The sequence below is a fragment of the Erythrobacter sp. 'gip.4 top 5' genome, from assembly GCF_056495765.1.
In genome coordinates, this window is sequence record NZ_CP200270.1 from 329,539 (window position 1) to 346,734 (window position 17,196).

The 17,196-nt window shown below is 63.1% G+C and carries 14 protein-coding genes; 9 read left to right on the forward strand and 5 right to left on the reverse strand.

Features of this window, described 5'->3' with window-relative positions; translation table 11 throughout:
• Positions 1-87 precede the first annotated feature (87 nt).
• The gene (locus tag ACRANW_RS01640) at positions 88-1,626 is read right to left on the reverse strand and encodes an ABC transporter permease/substrate-binding protein (RefSeq protein ID WP_479432835.1); all 1,539 of its coding nucleotides are present in this window, start codon (positions 1,624-1,626) and stop codon (positions 88-90) included.
• Positions 1,623-2,393 (reverse strand): ATP-binding cassette domain-containing protein, encoded by a 771-nt coding sequence (locus ACRANW_RS01645; RefSeq protein ID WP_479432836.1) that lies wholly within the window; start codon positions 2,391-2,393, stop codon positions 1,623-1,625. Before ACRANW_RS01645 ends, ACRANW_RS01640 begins: the two co-directional genes overlap by 4 nt.
• Positions 2,394-2,504: 111 nt before the next feature.
• Here ACRANW_RS01645 and ACRANW_RS01650 point away from each other — a divergent pair, with 111 nt between their 5' ends.
• The 6 genes from ACRANW_RS01650 to ACRANW_RS01675 all read left to right on the forward strand — a co-directional run bounded on the left by ACRANW_RS01650 (position 2,505) and on the right by ACRANW_RS01675 (position 8,227).
• Complete coding sequence (locus ACRANW_RS01650; RefSeq protein ID WP_479432837.1) at positions 2,505-3,671, forward strand: acyl-CoA dehydrogenase family protein; 1,167 nt, start codon at positions 2,505-2,507, stop codon at positions 3,669-3,671.
• Positions 3,672-3,676: 5 nt separating this feature from the next.
• Entirely contained in the window at positions 3,677-4,345 is a 669-nt protein-coding gene (locus tag ACRANW_RS01655; protein WP_479432838.1) for a TrmH family RNA methyltransferase, read from the forward strand.
• Positions 4,342-5,961, forward strand: a complete 1,620-nt coding sequence (locus ACRANW_RS01660) for a carboxyl transferase domain-containing protein (RefSeq protein ID WP_479432839.1) — start codon at positions 4,342-4,344, stop codon at positions 5,959-5,961. The genes ACRANW_RS01655 and ACRANW_RS01660 overlap by 4 nt, the downstream gene beginning before the upstream one ends.
• 81 nt (positions 5,962-6,042) lie before the next feature.
• Complete coding sequence (locus ACRANW_RS01665; RefSeq protein WP_479432840.1) at positions 6,043-6,684, forward strand: 1-acyl-sn-glycerol-3-phosphate acyltransferase; 642 nt, start codon at positions 6,043-6,045, stop codon at positions 6,682-6,684.
• On the forward strand, positions 6,677-7,474 hold the full coding sequence (locus ACRANW_RS01670; RefSeq protein ID WP_479432841.1) for a DUF1295 domain-containing protein: 798 nt from the start codon (positions 6,677-6,679) through the stop codon (positions 7,472-7,474). Before ACRANW_RS01665 ends, ACRANW_RS01670 begins: the two co-directional genes overlap by 8 nt.
• Before the next feature lie 114 nt (positions 7,475-7,588).
• A complete protein-coding gene (locus ACRANW_RS01675; protein WP_479432842.1) occupies positions 7,589-8,227 on the forward strand; it encodes a hypothetical protein in 639 nt (212 codons plus the stop codon).
• Between the two features lie 25 nt (positions 8,228-8,252).
• Here ACRANW_RS01675 and ACRANW_RS01680 read toward each other — a convergent pair whose 3' ends face one another.
• The 3 genes from ACRANW_RS01680 to gyrB are packed head-to-tail and all read right to left on the reverse strand — an operon-like array spanning position 8,253 to position 12,803.
• The gene (locus ACRANW_RS01680; RefSeq protein ID WP_479432843.1) at positions 8,253-9,038 is read right to left on the reverse strand and encodes a M50 family metallopeptidase; all 786 of its coding nucleotides are present in this window, start codon (positions 9,036-9,038) and stop codon (positions 8,253-8,255) included.
• 2 nt (positions 9,039-9,040) lie between these two features.
• Positions 9,041-10,183, reverse strand: a complete 1,143-nt coding sequence (locus ACRANW_RS01685) for an AI-2E family transporter (protein ID WP_479432844.1) — start codon at positions 10,181-10,183, stop codon at positions 9,041-9,043.
• Between the two features lie 19 nt (positions 10,184-10,202).
• Positions 10,203-12,803: a DNA topoisomerase (ATP-hydrolyzing) subunit B gene (gene gyrB, locus ACRANW_RS01690; RefSeq protein WP_479432845.1), complete on the reverse strand. Its 2,601-nt coding sequence runs from the start codon at positions 12,801-12,803 to the stop codon at positions 10,203-10,205.
• A gap of 168 nt (positions 12,804-12,971) precedes the next feature.
• Here gyrB and ACRANW_RS01695 point away from each other — a divergent pair, with 168 nt between their 5' ends.
• The 3 genes from ACRANW_RS01695 (at position 12,972) to guaA (ending at position 17,136) form a co-directional block, all read left to right on the forward strand.
• Positions 12,972-14,525, forward strand: a complete 1,554-nt coding sequence (locus ACRANW_RS01695) for a class I adenylate-forming enzyme family protein (protein ID WP_479432846.1) — start codon at positions 12,972-12,974, stop codon at positions 14,523-14,525.
• Between the two features lie 778 nt (positions 14,526-15,303).
• Positions 15,304-15,525 (forward strand): hypothetical protein, encoded by a 222-nt coding sequence (locus ACRANW_RS01700; protein ID WP_479432847.1) that lies wholly within the window; start codon positions 15,304-15,306, stop codon positions 15,523-15,525.
• A gap of 9 nt (positions 15,526-15,534) precedes the next feature.
• On the forward strand, positions 15,535-17,136 hold the full coding sequence (guaA, locus tag ACRANW_RS01705; RefSeq protein WP_479432848.1) for a glutamine-hydrolyzing GMP synthase: 1,602 nt from the start codon (positions 15,535-15,537) through the stop codon (positions 17,134-17,136).
• Positions 17,137-17,196: the final 60 nt, after the last annotated feature.

Genomic DNA, 17,196 nt, shown 5'->3' on the forward strand with positions numbered 1-17,196 from the left:
TGTGCGCGGGCCCTCCGGCCCGCGATTTCCTCGCTCATGCGGCCTGTCGGCCTTGCGGTCGCTTTGCGACCGTTCCGGCGAGACTCTTTAAATGCCCATTGTCTTGGCCAATTGCGCCGCGGCGGCCTTGGGCGTCAGTTTCTGCTCGTCTTCGCGGTCTACCGCAAGGTTCGCCTCGCGCATCGCCTCTACACTGATCGCGCCCAGCAGCGGTTCAAGCGCGGCGATCACGCCTTGGTCATCGGCGAGGCGAGGCGAAAGCATCAGCAGCGCGTCATAGCTCGGCAGTGCCCCTTCGGGGTCAGCCAGCACCACCAGCTTGTCCGCCGCGATCCGCCCATCGGAGGTGTAGGCGCTGATCACGTCCGCCTCGCCCGATTGCAGCGCGTTGTACATGAAGGTCGGCGCGAAATTGCGGTTGCGTGCAAAGTTGAGGCCATAGGCGGCCTTCACTGCAAGCCATTCGGGCCGCTCGAAAAATTCGGGATCGCCGCCCACCGTCAGCCGGGGCGCGACCAACGCCAGCTCATTCAGTGAACTGACGCCCAGTTCTGCCGCACGGTCCCCGCGCATCGCAAAGGCATAGGCGTTCTCGAACCCCAGCCGCCCCAGAACCCGCACGCCGTTTTCGCGGCTTTCCCATGCGCGGATCGTTTCATACATCGCCACACGGCCGGGATTGTCGCTGCGGTTCAGATAATTGGTCCAGATCGTGCCAGTGTAATCGACCGAGATGTCGATGGCGGACGAGGCCACTGCGGAATGCACAACCGCGCTGCCCAGCCCATCGCGATATTCGACCGCATAGCCGGCCTCCTCCAGCCGCGCACCGATCAGTTGGGCGAGGATGTATTGTTCGGAAAACTGCTTGGAGGCGATGACGATGCGGCGCTCGTCGCTGCCTGCGCTCTGCGCCCACAGCGCGGCAAAGATGCCCAGCATCACCACGGCGGCGCCGCTGAAGATCATCCAGCGTTTGCGCCGCGCAAGGCCGACTTCGATCACCCACAGCAGATTATCCGCTGCCAGCGCCAGCCCGGCGCTCGCCACGCATCCGGCCAGCACCAGCGCCCAGTTCTGGGTCTGAAGGCCGGCGAAAATCGGATCGCCCAGGCTCGGCTGGCCGATCGTGGTGGCCAGCGTTGCTGCGCCGATGGTCCAGACGCTCGCGGTGCGGATGCCGGCCATGATGAAGGGCGCGGATAGCGGCGCTTCAACCAGGAGCAGCTTCTGCCACTTGGTCATGCCGACGCCATCGGCCGCTTCGAGCACGCCGGGGTCGAGATTGGCCTGCGCGGTCACGGCATTGCGCAGGATCGGCAGCAGCGCATAGAGCGTCAGCGCCATCAGCGCGGGCAGGAAGCCGAGCGTGGGCAATCCTTCCCCGAACACACTACGCAATGACAGCAGCAACGGAAAGAACAGCGCCAGCAAGGCCAGGGCAGGGATGGTCTGGACGAGGCTGGCTAGGCTCAGGGCGACGCGGGAGACCGCCTGCGAACGGCTGGCCCACACCGCCATCGGCAAGGCGATCAGCATCGCAAGGCCAATCGCGCTGGCGGACAGAACCACGTGGGCGGCAAGCTTGTCACCAAGGCCGGGAAGAATGTCCCAGATGTCCTTCACCGCTCCCGCTCCATCGCCGCGAGCCGTTCGGCCTGGTGACGTGGCACGGCGACGAGGCCTTGCGCTACCTCCCCGCCTGCGCCGGTGATCAGCGCGTGCGGCGTTTCATCCGCCACCAACCCGCCCGCATCCATCACCAGCACCCGGTCAGCCAGCAGCAGTGCCTCGGCCATGTCATGCGTCACCATGACCGTCGTCAGCCCCAGCGTATCGTGCAGTTCGCGCACCTTGGTGCCCAGCGCATCGCGGGTGACAGGGTCAAGCGCGCCGAAAGGTTCGTCCATGATCAGCAGCTCCGGTTCGCCCGCCAGCGCCCGCGCCACGCCGACCCGCTGGCGCTGACCACCGCTGAGTTCATCGGGCATCCGGCGCGCCATCGCCGGATCGAGTTCCACAAGCGTCAGCAATTCGGCGATCCGCTCCGGTGGCAGCTTTTCGCCCGTCAGGCGCGGGCCGATCGCGATGTTTTCGGCCACCGTAAAATGCGGGAACAGGCCGATCCCCTGAAACACATAGCCGACCCGGCGGCGCAGACGGGCGGGCGGCAAACCGGCCACGTCCTCGCCTGCGAACATTACCCGGCCTTCGGTCGGCGTGACCAGCGTGTTGACCGTTTTCAGCAGCGTCGACTTGCCCGATCCCGAAGCGCCTACCAGCGCCACGAAGCTGCCGCCTGCGATGTCGCACGTCACGCCGCCCACCGCCGTAACCGCGCCAAAGCGGCAGATCACCCGGTCAAAGCGGAGCAGGGGTGATGACATCGTCATGGGGGAAGGGTTAGCGAGATTGGGCCCTATGCGCCAGCGTGCCGGATTGGCCTTTGCCCAATGGCTTGCTATGCGAAGGCACAGAAGATCATTTCACCGGCAGGACATAAAATGCGCGCGACCCCCGATTTCGATTTCCACCTTGGCGAAGCTGCCGAAATGATCCGTGACAGCACGGCGCGGTTTGCCGACGAGCAGATCGCCCCATTGGCGGAACGCACTGACCGCGAAGACCGCTTCCCGCGCGAATTGTGGGAACCGATGGGCGCGCTGGGACTGCACGGCATCACGGTCGAGGAAGAATGGGGCGGGTTGGGCCTCGGCTATCTCGAACATGTGATCGCCGTCGAGGAGGTGAGCCGTGCCTCGGCCAGTGTGGGTCTGAGCTACGGCGCGCATTCCAACCTGTGCCTCAACCAGATCCGCCGCTGGGGCAGCGATGAGCAGCGCGCCAAATACTTGCCCAAGCTGATCTCGGGCGAGCACGTCGGCAGCCTCGCCATGTCCGAAGCGGGCGCAGGCTCGGATGTGGTCTCGATGAAATTGAAGGCCGACGCCGTACAGGGCGGTTATGTGCTGAACGGCACCAAGTTCTGGATCACCAATGCGCCCGAGGCCGATACGCTGGTGGTCTATGCCAAGACCGATGGCCATGCGGGAAGCCGCGGCATCACCGCCTTCCTGATTGAAAAGGGCGACGAGGGCTTTGCCATCGGCCAGAAAATCTCGAAGGTCGGCATGAAAGGCTCGCCCACCGCCGAGCTGGTGTTCACCGATTGCTTTATCTCGGAAGATCGCATGATGGGGCCGCTCAATGGCGGCGTCGGCGTGCTGATGAGCGGACTGGATTATGAACGCGTGGTGCTCGCAGGATTGCAGCTCGGCATCATGCAGGCGTGCCTCGACACGGTGATCCCCTACCTGCGCGAGAGGAAGCAGTTCGGCAAAGCCATCGGCTCCTTCCAGCTGATGCAGGCCAAGGTCGCGGATATGTATGTCGCCCTGCAATCGGCCCGCGCCTACACCTATGCGGTGGCCAAGGCGTGCGATGCCGGGCAGACGACGCGCTTCGATGCGGCGGGGGTGATTTTGCTGGCGTCTGAAAACGCCTTCAAGGTCGCCGCCGAAAGCGTGCAGGCGCTGGGCGGGGCGGGCTACACCACCGACTGGCCGGTGGAGCGGTATATGCGCGATGCGAAGCTGCTGGATATTGGTGCGGGCACGAACGAGATCAGGCGGATGCTGATCGGGCGCGAATTGATCGGGGCCGCGGGATGAGTGGCATGGCGATTGTCGGAGGCGAAGAACCGAAAAAGTCTAAGCGGTCGGTTCGCGAGCGAGCCGATACGATCAAGCCGTTCGTCTGCAAAAGCCTGATCGTCGTCATCGAAGATCCATCCGACATTCGAAATATCGGCACGGTGATCCGGAACGTGAACGCATTGGGAGCCGAGAAGGTCTACGTCGTTGATCCGCGCAAAACATTGCCTGACGATTGGCATGAGATGCGCAGCGAGAAGGCTTTGGCGCAAACGTCAGTCTCGGCTGTGAAATGGAGTTTTGTGAAGCGGTTCGACAGCACGAACGATTGCTTCGATCATCTAGAAAAGAGCCGGTTCCACTCAGTCGTAACGTCGCCGCATGTAAAGGGTCGGCGCAATCAATACCTGCATGAGTGTGACTTTACAGAGCATGCCAAGCTTGCGGTCTGGTTTGGCAATGAGAGGCACGGTATCAGCGAGCAGGCAGTCGAGCGCAGCGAAATGTGCATCGCCATTCCGATGTTCGGGATAATCGAAAGCCTGAACCTCGCGACATCATCCGGTATCGTGCTCTACGAAGTGACGAAACAGCGCCGTAAATATCAGAGCAAGTATGCGAAACGAGACAAGCGGGTGCCGCGAGCCCAACCTCTGCCGTTGGTAATGGGCAGCACGGAGAACGGCGCATGACCGCCCCCACCCTCACCACCAAACTCGACCGCGAAAGCCCCGAGGCCAAGGCGCGCTTCACGCATAACCACGCCCTCGCGCAGGAACTCCGCGCTGCCGTGGCCGAGGCGGCACTGGGCGGCGCCGAAAAATCGCGGGAACGCCATGTGTCGCGCGGCAAGCTGCTGCCGCGTGAACGGGTGGAGCGACTGCTCGATCCGGGTTCGCCTTTCCTCGAAATCGGGCAGTTGGCCGCGAACGGGATGTATGAGGGCCCAGATGGAGAGGGGGTCAACGGCGCTTCGCTCATTACCGGCGTGGGTCGCGTTTCGGGGCGGCAGTGCATGATCGTATGCAATGATGCGACCGTGAAGGGTGGCACCTATTACCCGATGACGGTCAAGAAGCACCTGCGCGCGCAGGAGATTGCGCAGGAGAACCGCCTGCCGTGCATCTATCTGGTCGACTCGGGCGGGGCGAATCTGCCGCATCAGGCGGAAGTCTTCCCCGACCGTGACCACTTCGGGCGGATCTTCTTCAATCAGGCGAACATGAGCGCAGCTGGCATCCCGCAGATCGCCTGCGTGATGGGAAGCTGCACCGCGGGCGGGGCCTATGTCCCCGCCATGTCCGACGAGAGCGTGATCGTCCGCAACCAAGGCACGATCTTCCTTGCCGGGCCGCCGCTGGTGAAGGCCGCGACGGGCGAGGAGATCAGCGCCGAGGACTTGGGCGGCGGCGATCTGCACGCCAAGAAATCGGGCGTCGTCGATCACTTGGCGGAAGATGACGAACACGCGCTCACCATCGTGCGCGATATCGTCAGCCACCTCGGCGCGAACACCGGCGCGGCGGCGGATGTGGCGCGACGCGACCCGCGCCCGCCCAAATACGATGCGGATGATCTCTACGCCCTCATCCCCGATGATGTACGGGCACCTTATGACGTCAAGGAAGTGATCGCGCGGCTGGTCGACGGCAGCGAGTTCCACGAGTTCAAACAGCACTACGGCGCCACACTGGTCTGCGGGTTCGCCCATATCTGGGGAATGCCGGTCGCGATCCTTGCGAACAACGGCGTGCTGTTCTCCGAAAGCGCACAAAAGGGCGCGCATTTCATCGAACTCGCCTGCCAGCGCCGCATTCCGCTGCTGTTCCTCCAGAATATCAGCGGCTTCATGGTCGGCGGGAAGTACGAGGCAGAAGGCATCGCCAAGCATGGCGCGAAGCTCGTTACTGCGGTGGCCACCGCCACCGTGCCGAAACTCACCGTAGTGATCGGCGGCAGCTTTGGCGCGGGCAATTACGGGATGTGCGGGCGTGCCTATTCCCCGCGCTTTATGTTCACCTGGCCCAATGCGCGCATCAGCGTGATGGGCGGGGAGCAGGCAGCCAGCGTGCTCGCCACAGTCCACCGCGACGCCGACAGCTGGACGCCTGAACAGGCCGAGGCGTTCAAGGCCCCGATCCGCCAGAAATACGAGGACGAAGGCAACCCCTACTACGCCACCGCCCGCCTGTGGGATGACGGCGTGGTGGACCCGGTGCAGACCCGCGATGTGCTGGGACTGGCGCTGGCGGCGTGTCTGGAAGCGCCGATCGCAGAACGGCCAGCGTTCGGTGTGTTTCGGATGTAGTCTGAAACCCCCGCACCTGCCCTTGCGTAAATAACCCAAGTTAGGCCACAAGAACCAAGCCTTTTGGGAGGGGCGCAACCTTTGCACACACCGCTGAACGCTGCGCCCTCGCGCAACCCCACGCTGGCCTCGCGCATTGTGCGCCGTATCATTCTGTCGATCTGGTATGCGCAAGGGTGGAGGGTCGTTGATCCGCTGCCCAAGCACCTGAAGAAATACGTGCTGGCGGGCGCGCCCCACACCACCAACTGGGATTTCGTGTTCTTTACCGGCGCCACGCATGAAGAAGGCGTGAAGCCCAATTTCATGGGCAAGCACACGCTGTTTCAGGGGATCATGCGCAACTTCATGTTCGACATGGGCGGCTTGCCCGTCGACCGCACGGCGAAAGCTAACGCCACCGAACAGATCGCCGCCGAATTCGCCGCGCGTGACGAACTGGCGCTGGTGATCGCCTGCGAAGGCACCCGCAAGTCCGATGGCAAGTGGCGTTCGGGCTTCTACCACATCGCCCGCGCTGCCAATGTCCCGATCGTCCCCGCCTTTGCTGATCAGAACACCAAGATCGTCAGCTTTGGCCCCCCCATGATGCCGACCGGCAATTACGGCGAAGACCTGCTGAAACTCGCCGAATGGTTCCGCGCCAAGCTGCCCGATTACGAGCGGTTTAAGGTGCTGGAACAGCAGGCCCGCGACATCATCGCCGGAAAGAACGATGTTTGAACTGCTCGCGGTGAATGCCGCGATCCTGCTGGCGCTGGTGTTGATCCAGTGGGCGATTTCGGTGAAGATCAACGACGTCAGCTTCATCGACGCCTTCTGGGGCGCCGGCATGGGCATCCTTGCCGTGGCAAGCTGGTGGCATGTCGGCGGCGGGCCGGGGCAGCTTGCCACGCTGATCATGCTGATGACCGCCGCCTGGGGGTTCCGGCTTGGCCTCTACCTGTTCCTGCGCTGGCGCAAGGACGGTGAGGACAAGCGGTACAAGCTGATCCTCAAGAAGGATCGCGAGGCCGGCAATTTCGCCCGCGCCGCCCTGACCAAGGTGTGGCTGATGCAGGCGGTGCTGCTGTTCGCGGTCTCGTCCCCTGCGCAGGTCGGTATTCTGGCCAGCGGCGCGCCCGCGCCGATCCCGCCGCTGGCCTGGGCCGGTTTTGCCTTGTGGAGCCTGGGCGTGTTCTTTGAATGGGTCGGCGATTGGCAGCTCACCCGGTTCAAGGCTGACCCTGCGAACCACGGAAAGGTGCTCGACACAGGATTGTGGCGTTACACCCGTCATCCCAATTACTTCGGCGATTTTGCTGCGTGGTGGGGTATCTGGCTCGCCTGCGCCGCCGCGGGTTGGGAATATGCCGCCGCCACCATCATCGGCCCGCTGTTCCTCAGCTTCACGCTCACCAGATGGTCGGGCGTGACGCTGCTGGAAAAGGGTATGGACAAGTCCAAGGGCGACAAATACGCCGATTACAAGCGTCGCACCTCCGCCTTTTTCCCGATGCCGCCCAAGGGTTGAGCGCGATATTTTCGACGACTGTCGTTGCCGCGCCGCACAAAATGCATGGCCAAGGTCTTTCAGCCCGCGCCTGCTTAGCCTATGTTGCGGAACAGCAAGGAGATGCGGCAACCCATGGCTCTTAATCCCACGGTGCGCGAGGCTGAGCGTGAACGGATCGCACGTCTCGTGCTCGATCTTGTCGAAGAGCGCGGGGCCGAAATCCCATGGACCGTCGCGATGGCCGAGAGCGGCCTGACCCGCGCGCGGTTCGAAGCACTGTTCGCTGATTACGACGATCTGTTCGATGCAGTGGCGCAAACCTGGCTCGCTCCGCTGCTGGTGGTGATGGAGGAGGTGCTGGCCAGCACCCTGCCGCCGCCGCGCAAGATGTATGAATTCTTCCGCCGTCGCTTCCTCATTTCGCAGGGCCGGTTTCGCGAAGACCCCGAACACTTCACCATCCTGTGCGAAATGGGCGCGGCGAACTTTGAGCGGGTGCGCAGCTACGTCGATCTGGCGGATCATTACCTGTGCGAACTGATCGCCGAGGCGCAGGCTGAAGGCTACTTTGCCGGACTGTCGATCGACGACACCCTATCGCTGATCAATCAGATGATCTCCAATTACACCCTGCCCGATGCGCTGATCCACCTTGGCGACAAATTGACCGAGGACAAGCTGGCGCGGATTGTGGACACCATGTTCATCGGACTATCGGGTGAGGCTGGCGCCGATGCGTCGGGCGTGAACACGCTGAAGGTCGCTTCTTAGGCGGCGGCGTTCAGCGCCGCCCGCATCACCGCCCGGAGTCGCGCCGGAATTGCAGCACATTGGCAGGGGGCTTGCGCGGCGGGGGGCGCAGGCGTTGTTCGGCGAGCGCGTATTTGAGCGCGGCGCCCACCATCGTCGCGGAGGCAGCCAGAATAAGGCCCGCCCAGAACCAGTGCGGCAAGCCCAGCGCGGCTTCGATCTGCCCGGTGTCGGACAGCATCGCCCGGCCATTGATCACGCCTTCTTCGGTGAAGAGGTAATTGAAGTCCCGCAGCATGCTCATCGCGCCCAGCACGCCCAGAAATTGCAGGCTGAACCGCGCAAAGCCGGGCGCAGCGCGCCACGCGATCAGGCCAAGGATCGCGGCGACCAGTGGCAGGGCCCAGAATCCGGTGGGCGAGCGCACCCAGATAATGACGCTTAAAAGGATCGCTGCCGCCGATAGCCACAGCACCGGGCGCCAGGCCCTGGGATGGGCACTGGCGACAATCAGCAAGGCGCCCACGGCGCTCGGGGCCAGCGGGCCGCCTGCCGCAATCGCGGCATAGGTGAAGCGCGAGACATCGCCCGAAAGCCGGCTTTCAGCCACCCCCGATCCATTGGGGAAGATCATCAACTGTTCGAAATGCTGGCCCAGCATAACCGCAGTGAGGCCATGGCCCATTTCATGAAACCACGTCGTCAGGATGGCGAAGGGGTACATCAGGTAATTGCCGAAAGGCAGCGCGGACAGCATCGTGACCACGATACCGGCCACCACCAAGCGTCCGATGGCCTCGCCTTGCGATCCGGGTCTGACCAGCGGTTGCATGGTCAGCTGTCTGCCATGAGCGAATCGGGCGTGCGACCCGAAGAGTCGACCCTAATCCCTTCTATGTGGCCCAGCGCCTCATCCTCTTCGCGCTGTTCGCGCAGGATCGACCAGCTGGCCAGGAACAGGCCGGCCACCAAGGGCCCCAGCACGATCCCCGAAAGACCGACAAGGCTGATCCCACCCAGTGTGGTGATGAGGATGATCCAGTCCGGAATCCCCGTATCGCGACCGACCAGGATCGGGCGCAGGACATTGTCGGCCGAGGATATGATGAAGAAGCCCGATAGCAAAACGAACACGCCCTGCCACGTATCACCCACAATCAGCAGCCACACGCCCGCCGGCACCCATACCGCGCCCGATCCGATCACCGGCACCAGGGCGAAGATCGCCATGATGACGCCAAACAACAGCGCCGAAGGCACGCCCGCAATCATCAGCGTGATCGTGCCAAGCGCACCCTGCACCAGCGCGACAACGCCGGTGCCCTTGATCGTGGCGCGCACGATTCCCAGAAAGCGGTGCGCCAATCGGTCAGCAATCGCCCGTTCGACCGGGACCGCGCCCAAAATGATACGCCCGATCCGGTCGCCATCGCGCAGCAGGAAGAACATCACGTAAAGACCGACGCCAAACGACAGGACGACGCCCAAGGCGCCACTGCCGATCGAGACCGCCTGAGAGGCGATCATGCCGGCGCTTTGCGTGAGCCATTCCTGAAGCCGCGTCTGGACCATCGCAACACTGGACCAGCCGCTGCGATCCAGCGCGTCGCGCGCAGGCCTGGGCAAATTGTTGGTAACCGTGTCGAACACCACTGCGAGGTCGATCGGCTGTTCTTGCAGCGTGGCGACCAGCACGATCGCCTGATCGAACACCATCGTCCCGATCCATGCGGCGGGCACCATCACCACAAAGAAGATGATCAGCAGCGATAGCCCGGCGGCCGGATTGCGCCGCCCGCGAAGGTTGCGCAGGATATTGCGGTACAGCGGTTGAAACATGATCGCCGCCAGCGCCGCCCACAGCAGCGGCTGCGAGAACGGCCAGACAATCACCGCCATCAGCAGTGTGACCACCGCAAGGATGATCAGAAAACTTGCCTGTTGCAGATCCTCGGTACGGTGGGGCTGATGCGCCATGGGAGTCTTTCGGGCAGGGTTAGACGTCGAGGTTTGCCACGTTAAGCGCGTTATCCTGAATGAATTCCCGCCGCGGTTCGACAATATCGCCCATCAGCCGCGTAAATATCTCGTCAGTGACATCGGCATCCTCGACCTTCACCTGCAACAAAATGCGCGCTTCGGGATCGAGCGTGGTTTCCCACAATTGTTCGGCGTTCATTTCACCAAGACCCTTGTAGCGTGCAATCGCAAGACCCTTGCGCCCGGCGGCAAAGATCGCATCGAGCAACTGGCTCGGGCGGCTGATCCCGTCGTCCTGCGGCAACGGCGGGGCGGCAGCGGGCTGTTCAGCCTCGCCGGCGAAGGGATCGCCATCTGCGGCTTCGGCGCCTTCAGCGAGTTCGGGCTCCGGCTCGTCGGGCACATTGCCTGCGCGCACCAGCCGGACCGGGGTAGCATAGGCATCGGCCTGCGCCGCGGCGAGGCCGTGGAGCTTGTGCGCTTCAGTGCTGGAGAGGAACCGCGCCTCGATCTCGTGCACATCCTTGACGCCGCGCCACATGCGTTCGAACACCACGGTGCCGTCGTCGCGCTGATAGGCGCTCCAGCGCGCTTCACGGTCGCCTGCGCCCAGCCGGCCGGCCGCACGGCCCAGCGCAGCGGTGAGCGCCTCGCCTGCAAGACCCGGTTCGAGCGCACCGACCAGCGCCATCTGTTCCACGATCCCGCTGTCATAGCGGCGCGGCACGAAGGCGAGCAGGTTCTTGAGCCTGAGCGCCCCGTCCACCAGCGCGCGCAAATCGTCACCGCCGCGCGCACCTTCGCTGGTTTCGATCACCCGGCCTTGCAGCCCAGCATCGACCAGATAGCGATCCAGCGCCGGTTGATCCTTGAGGTAAACCTCGCTGCGCCCCTTGGCGACCTTGAACAGCGGCGGCTGGGCGATGAACAGGTGACCTGCGCGAATGATGTCGGGCATCTGGCGGTGGAAGAAGGTCAGCAGCAGCGTGCGGATATGCGCGCCATCCACGTCAGCGTCGGTCATGATGACGATCTTGTGGTAGCGCAGTTTATCAAGGTTGAATTCGTCGCGGATGCCGGTGCCCATCGCCTGAATCAGCGTGCCGACTTCCTTGGACGATATGATCCGGTCGAACCGCGCGCGCTCCACGTTGAGGATCTTGCCCTTGAGCGGCAGGATCGCCTGCGTTTTGCGGTCACGCCCCTGCTTGGCCGAACCACCGGCGGAGTCGCCTTCGACCAGGAACAGTTCGGACTTGGCCGGATCGCGCTCCTGACAATCAGCCAGCTTGCCCGGCAGACTGGCGACGCTCATCGCGCCCTTGCGGCTCATTTCGCGCGCGCGGCGGGCCGCTTCGCGCGCGGCAGCGGCGTCGATCACCTTCTGGATGATCGACTTGGCATCGCCGGGATTTTCTTCGAGCCACTGGTTCATCTTGTCGCCCATCAGCGCTTCCAGAGGCTGGCGGACTTCGGAGCTGACCAGCTTGTCCTTGGTTTGGCTGGAGAACTTCGGGTCCGGCAACTTTACGGAGACGATCGCGGTCAGGCCTTCGCGCATGTCCTCGCCCGACAGCGTGACCTTTTCCTTCTTCAGCAGCCCGGTGCGCTCGGCATAGTTGTTGAGCGTGCGGGTCAGCGCGGTGCGGAACGCTGACAAATGCGTGCCACCATCGCGCTGCGGGATGTTGTTGGTGAAGGCGAGGACGTTTTCGTAGTAGGAATCATTCCATTCCAGCGCGACATCAATGCCGATGCCGTCTTTTTCGGCCGACACCGAAATCGGCTCGCCCACCAGCGGCTGCTTGTTGCGGTCGAGATATTTGACGAACGCGGCGATCCCGCCTTCGTAATAGAGATCGTGTTCGGCCATCTCTTCGTGGCGTTTGTCGCGCAGCTTGATCCGCACACCCGAGTTCAGGAAGGCCAGTTCGCGGTAGCGGTGTTCCAGCTTGTCGAAATCGAATTCGAGCACGTTCTTGAAGGTGTCCTGGCTGGCCTTGAAGGTGACGCGGGTGCCCTTTTTCAGGCCACTGTCATCGCCATTGCTGGCCACCGACGGGGCATCGCCTGTCACCACCAGCGGGGCGACCGCATCGCCATGTTCAAACCGCATCCAATGCGCCTTGCCCTCACGCCAGATCACCAGTTCGAGCCATTCGGACAGCGCGTTGACCACCGACACGCCCACGCCATGCAGGCCGCCCGAAACCTTGTAGGCGTTGTCATCCGAGGTGTTTTCGAACTTACCGCCCGCGTGCAGCTGGGTCATGATGACTTCGGCAGCGGAGACGCCTTCTTCGGTGTGCATCCCGGTGGGAATGCCGCGCCCGTTATCTTCCACAGACACGCTGCCATCGGGGTTCAATTCGATCAGAACCAGATCACAATGCCCGGCCAGCGCCTCGTCGATCGCGTTGTCCGACACTTCGAACACCATGTGGTGCAGGCCCGATCCGTCGTCAGTATCGCCGATATACATGCCGGGGCGCTTTCGCACGGCATCCAGCCCCTTGAGAACCTTGATCGAATCCGCACCGTACTCGCCCATCTGGCGAACTTTTTCGGGAAGCGTGCTGGGGGTGGGCGCGGGTGTGGGTGTTGTGTTGTCTTCCATGCACTTCATATAGGCCAGCCCGCACCAAATCCCAACTGCGGGAGGCTGCGCAGCCGCGCTTTTCCACGAATGTTCAGGGCGCTTGGCCGCAGGAGTGCAACGGCGCTTCGGATTGCGGAGCGCAAATGCCCCTTGCCCAACCCTTGCGTCCGATTATGCATTGGCGCCATGAACACCGACACGATGATCGCTCGCCTTGCCGAGCCCTTCGGCAGCTTCCCCGAGATCCTGATGGAATGGTCGCGCATCAAGGGCGATGATCTGGCGCTGATCGACGAACGCCGCGAGGTGTACTGGGCCGAACTGGTCGGGCTGGTCGAACGTCTGGCAGCGCGGCTGGTGGAAACCGGGCTGCAGCGCGGGCAATCGGTGGCGATCCTTGGCACGTCCAGCGTCGAGTACGCGCTGGTGTTTCTGGCCGCGATGCGCGCTGGCGGGGTGGCGGCGCCGCTGACGACCAGCGCATCGCCCGATCAGCTGGACAGCATGGCGCGCGATTCGGGCGCGATCCACCTGTTCATCGATGCGGCCAAGGCGGCAGAACTCGGCCCGGATTTCATGGCCGATTTGATCCGTGTGCCATTGGAAAGCATTGACCAGTGGATGGCCCCTCCCGGCGCTCGCGCTCCGGTTTTCGCGCCGGAGCCGCAGGATGCGTTCAACATCATCTATTCCAGCGGTACGACCGGCACGCCCAAGGGTATTGTCCATTCGCACCAGATGCGCTGGCGGCAGTTTGCATCGACGGCGCTCAGCTATCTTGGTGCAGGGCTGGATGTGCGCTCGCTTGCCTCCACCCCGCTTTACTCCAACACCACGATGGTGGCCTTCCTGCCGGTGCTGCTGGCGGGTGGCTGCGTGCGGGTGATGGGCAAGTTCGATTGCGCCAAGTGGCTGACGTTTGCCCAAGCCGACCGCACGACCATCACCATGCTGGTGCCGGTGCAATATCAGCGGCTGATGGACTTCGCCGGGTTCGACACCTTCGACCTGTCCGCGCTGACACTCAAATATTGCACCTCCGCGCCCTTCCACGCCGAATTGAAGCGCGACGTGCTTGCGCGGATGCCGGGCGGGTTGATCGAGATCTATTCGATGACCGAGGGCGGCGTGGTCTGCCTGCTGCCGTGCCATGAATTCCCCGACAAGCTTCACACAGTCGGGCGGCCTGCGCCGGGGAGCGAATTGAAGGTGCTGGACGATGAGGACCGCGAAGTCCCACCCGGCACGCCGGGCAACATGGTGGGCCGCAGCCTCACCATGATGAGCGGCTACAAGAACCGCCCTGACAAGACTGCCGAAGCGCAGTGGATTGACCCCGCCACGGGTGAGGCCTGGATGCGGATGGGCGATATTGGCCGGGTGGACGCCGATGGCTTTGTCGAATTGGTGGGCCGCGCCAAGGACATGATCATTTCGGGCGGGTTCAACATCTACCCCAGCGATCTTGAAGCCGAATTGTGCAAGGAGGCTGGCGTAGTCGAGGCCGCTGTCGTGGGGATGCCGTCGCGCAACTGGGGCGAAAGCCCGGTCGGCTTCGTGGTGCTGAAAGACGGCGCGGAGGACTGCGAGGCAATTATGGCCGCGGTAAATGCGCGGCTGGGCAAAACGCAGCGACTCGCTGCGCTGCACGCAATCGCTGAAATGCCGCGCAGCCATATCGGCAAACTGCTCAAGACCGATCTGCGCGAAGAGGCGGAACGGCTGGGCGGCGTGGAATAGGCTGACACGAAAACAGGGCGCCCCATGCAGCACGGCCCGGCTACCCTTGAGGGCAACCGGGCCGCATCACGTGTCGTAGCCGACGCGATTTGCACGTTTTATCAAGGCTTTTGCCCCGGATCGTGTCCAGGGCTGGGTCTTAGACAATAAACGTGTTGAACGCGGTGCCGCTGACGGCAACTGCCAACAGCAAAGCGACAAGCTTTTCGCTGAACATACGCATGGTTCGTTTCCCTGTTTTGTTGTGGTTGGGGAGTTCGGGCGATCAAGAGGGGGAGAGAGAGGGATGACCGCCCGAACCTGCGCAGCATATACAAAGCCGCGCGCAATATTCAATCGTCAAAAAGACTGAAAATAATTCATCACCGCAATCGAAAAAGGCAATCAATGGGGGATGCCTGGACTTGTTCGCCCGCGTGAGACGCGGCCACCTGTTCGGGGGGGAGTGGTGGCCGCGTCTCTTTCGCTGCGTGCCCGGTATTTGGCACCGGGCGGTGAGGAGGCAGAAGGGCCGCGCAAGGGGGGGGAAGCTGGCCGCTTCTGCCTGTCAGGCAGGCGGGGTACGGTCCGTATTCGGTTGCCGCACCCAAACGATGGCTCCGTTGAAGGAGAAGGCCGGTTTGGAGAGAGGGGCCCGGCAACGCATCGCTCTGGCGGCGAAGTGGTGTTCGATGAAACCGAATTCAAATGCGAAAACACTCGCCTTTGTTGCAATTACAGCAACACTTAACGGTTGCGGCGCTTAGGCAAGCGAGCCATCGGATCGGTCTGATAGTCATTGATTTTCAGCGTTTTGTTTGCCTCGATCAGTGACGAGACCGCAACGGCTCGCGGCCTGTCGGGCGACGCCCCCTGCCGTCTGGCGGCGCGTAGCCATCCCGGCGTCGATGATGCACCGGCCCCCGATCTTCGCATGGTCGTAGGCGCAGCGCACGGCGCATCTGCAAAATCATGGGCGCTGGATGCCGCGATGCTGGACAGCGCGCAGCCCGCTTCGTAATCCGCCGCCATGAGCGCGCACCCCTCCAGCCCCATCAAGGGCGATTCCGCTGTTTCCGAAAGCATCCTGATTGTCGATTTCGGCAGTCAGGTAACCCAGTTGATCGCCCGCCGGGTGCGCGAAGCAGGGGTCTATTCCGAGATCGCGCCTTTCACCCAGGCCGAAGCCGCGTTCCGGCGGATGCGCCCCAAGGGGATCATCCTGTCCGGATCGCCCGCCAGCGTGCCCGAAGACGGCTCCCCCCGCGCACCGCAGGCACTGTTTGATGCGGGCGTGCCGATATTGGGCATCTGTTATGGCCAGCAGGTGATGACCCATCAGCTTGGCGGTGAAGTCCGCCCCGGCCATGAAACCGGAGAAGGCGGCGAATTTGGCCGCGCGTTCCTTACTGTCACCGCGGAATGCGCGCTGTTCGATGGGCTTTGGGATGTGGGATCGCGCCATCAGGTGTGGATGAGCCACGGCGACAAGGTCACGCAGTTTGCCGCCGGTTTCGACATCGTCGCCACCTCCGACGGCGCGCCCTTTGCCGTGATCGCGGACGAGGCGCGCAAGTTCTACGGCACGCAGTTCCATCCCGAAGTGGTCCACACGCCCGACGGCGGCCGGCTGATCGCCAATTTCGTACGCCATGTCTGCGGCCTTGCCGGCGATTGGACCATGGCCGAGTTCCGCAAGACCAAGATTGCCGAAATCCGCGCGCAGGTGGGGGATCGCCGCGTGATCTGCGGCCTGTCCGGCGGGGTCGATTCGGCGGTCGCTGCGGTGCTGATCCACGAAGCGATCGGCGATCAGCTGACCTGCGTGTTCGTTGATCACGGGCTGATGCGCATGAACGAGGCCGAACAGGTCGTCACGCTGTTCCGCGACCATTACAACATCCCGCTGGTGCATGTGGATGTCGAAGACCTGTTTCTGGGCGGTCTTGCCGGCCTCACCGATCCCGAAGCCAAGCGCAAGTTCATCGGCAAGACCTTCATCGACGTGTTCGAGACCGAGGCCAAGAAAATCGGCGGGGCGGAGTTTCTGGCGCAAGGCACGCTTTACCCCGACGTGATCGAATCGGTCAGCTTCACCGGCGGGCCGAGCGTGACGATCAAGAGCCACCACAATGTCGGCGGGCTGCCTGAACGCATGAACATGCAGCTGGTCGAACCCTTGCGTGAATTGTTCAAGGACGAGGTCCGCGATCTGGGGCGTGAACTCGGTTTGCCGGATGCCTTCGTCGGTCGCCACCCCTTCCCCGGTCCGGGCCTTGCGATCCGCATCCCCGGTGAAGTCACCAAGGAACGCTGCGATATCTTGCGCAAGGCTGACGCGATCTACCTCGAAGAAATCCGCAATGCCGGGCTTTACGATGCGATCTGGCAGGCCTTTGCCGTGCTGCTGCCGGTCAAGACCGTGGGCGTGATGGGCGATGCGCGCACGTATGATTCGGTCTGCGCCCTTCGCGCTGTCACCTCCACTGACGGGATGACCGCCGATGTCTTCCCCTATGACGCCGGGTTCCTGACCCGTGTGGCCACCCGCATCGTCAATGAAGTGCAGGGCATCAACCGCGTGGTCTATGATTACACCAGCAAGCCGCCGGGCACGATTGAATGGGAATAAGCCGCGCACGTGGCCACTTCCCGCTGCCCGCCAAATCGCATATTTGCAGCGCTCCAGATT

Bases quoted from the DNA above. Each gene is read 5' to 3' on its own strand.
- gyrB (WP_479432845.1), bottom strand. From the start codon at position 12,803: ATGGAAGACAACACAACACCCACACCCGCGCCCACCCCCAGCACGCTT.
- ACRANW_RS01680 (WP_479432843.1), bottom strand. From the start codon at position 9,038: ATGCAACCGCTGGTCAGACCCGGATCGCAAGGCGAGGCCATCGGACGC.
- guaA (WP_479432848.1), top strand. From the start codon at position 15,535: ATGAGCGCGCACCCCTCCAGCCCCATCAAGGGCGATTCCGCTGTTTCC.
- ACRANW_RS01670 (WP_479432841.1), top strand. From the start codon at position 6,677: ATGTTTGAACTGCTCGCGGTGAATGCCGCGATCCTGCTGGCGCTGGTG.
- ACRANW_RS01695 (WP_479432846.1), top strand. From the start codon at position 12,972: ATGAACACCGACACGATGATCGCTCGCCTTGCCGAGCCCTTCGGCAGC.
- ACRANW_RS01650 (WP_479432837.1), top strand. From the start codon at position 2,505: ATGCGCGCGACCCCCGATTTCGATTTCCACCTTGGCGAAGCTGCCGAA.
- ACRANW_RS01660 (WP_479432839.1), top strand. From the start codon at position 4,342: ATGACCGCCCCCACCCTCACCACCAAACTCGACCGCGAAAGCCCCGAG.
- ACRANW_RS01645 (WP_479432836.1), bottom strand. From the start codon at position 2,393: ATGACGATGTCATCACCCCTGCTCCGCTTTGACCGGGTGATCTGCCGC.
- ACRANW_RS01675 (WP_479432842.1), top strand. From the start codon at position 7,589: ATGGCTCTTAATCCCACGGTGCGCGAGGCTGAGCGTGAACGGATCGCA.
- ACRANW_RS01685 (WP_479432844.1), bottom strand. From the start codon at position 10,183: ATGGCGCATCAGCCCCACCGTACCGAGGATCTGCAACAGGCAAGTTTT.
- ACRANW_RS01655 (WP_479432838.1), top strand. From the start codon at position 3,677: ATGGCGATTGTCGGAGGCGAAGAACCGAAAAAGTCTAAGCGGTCGGTT.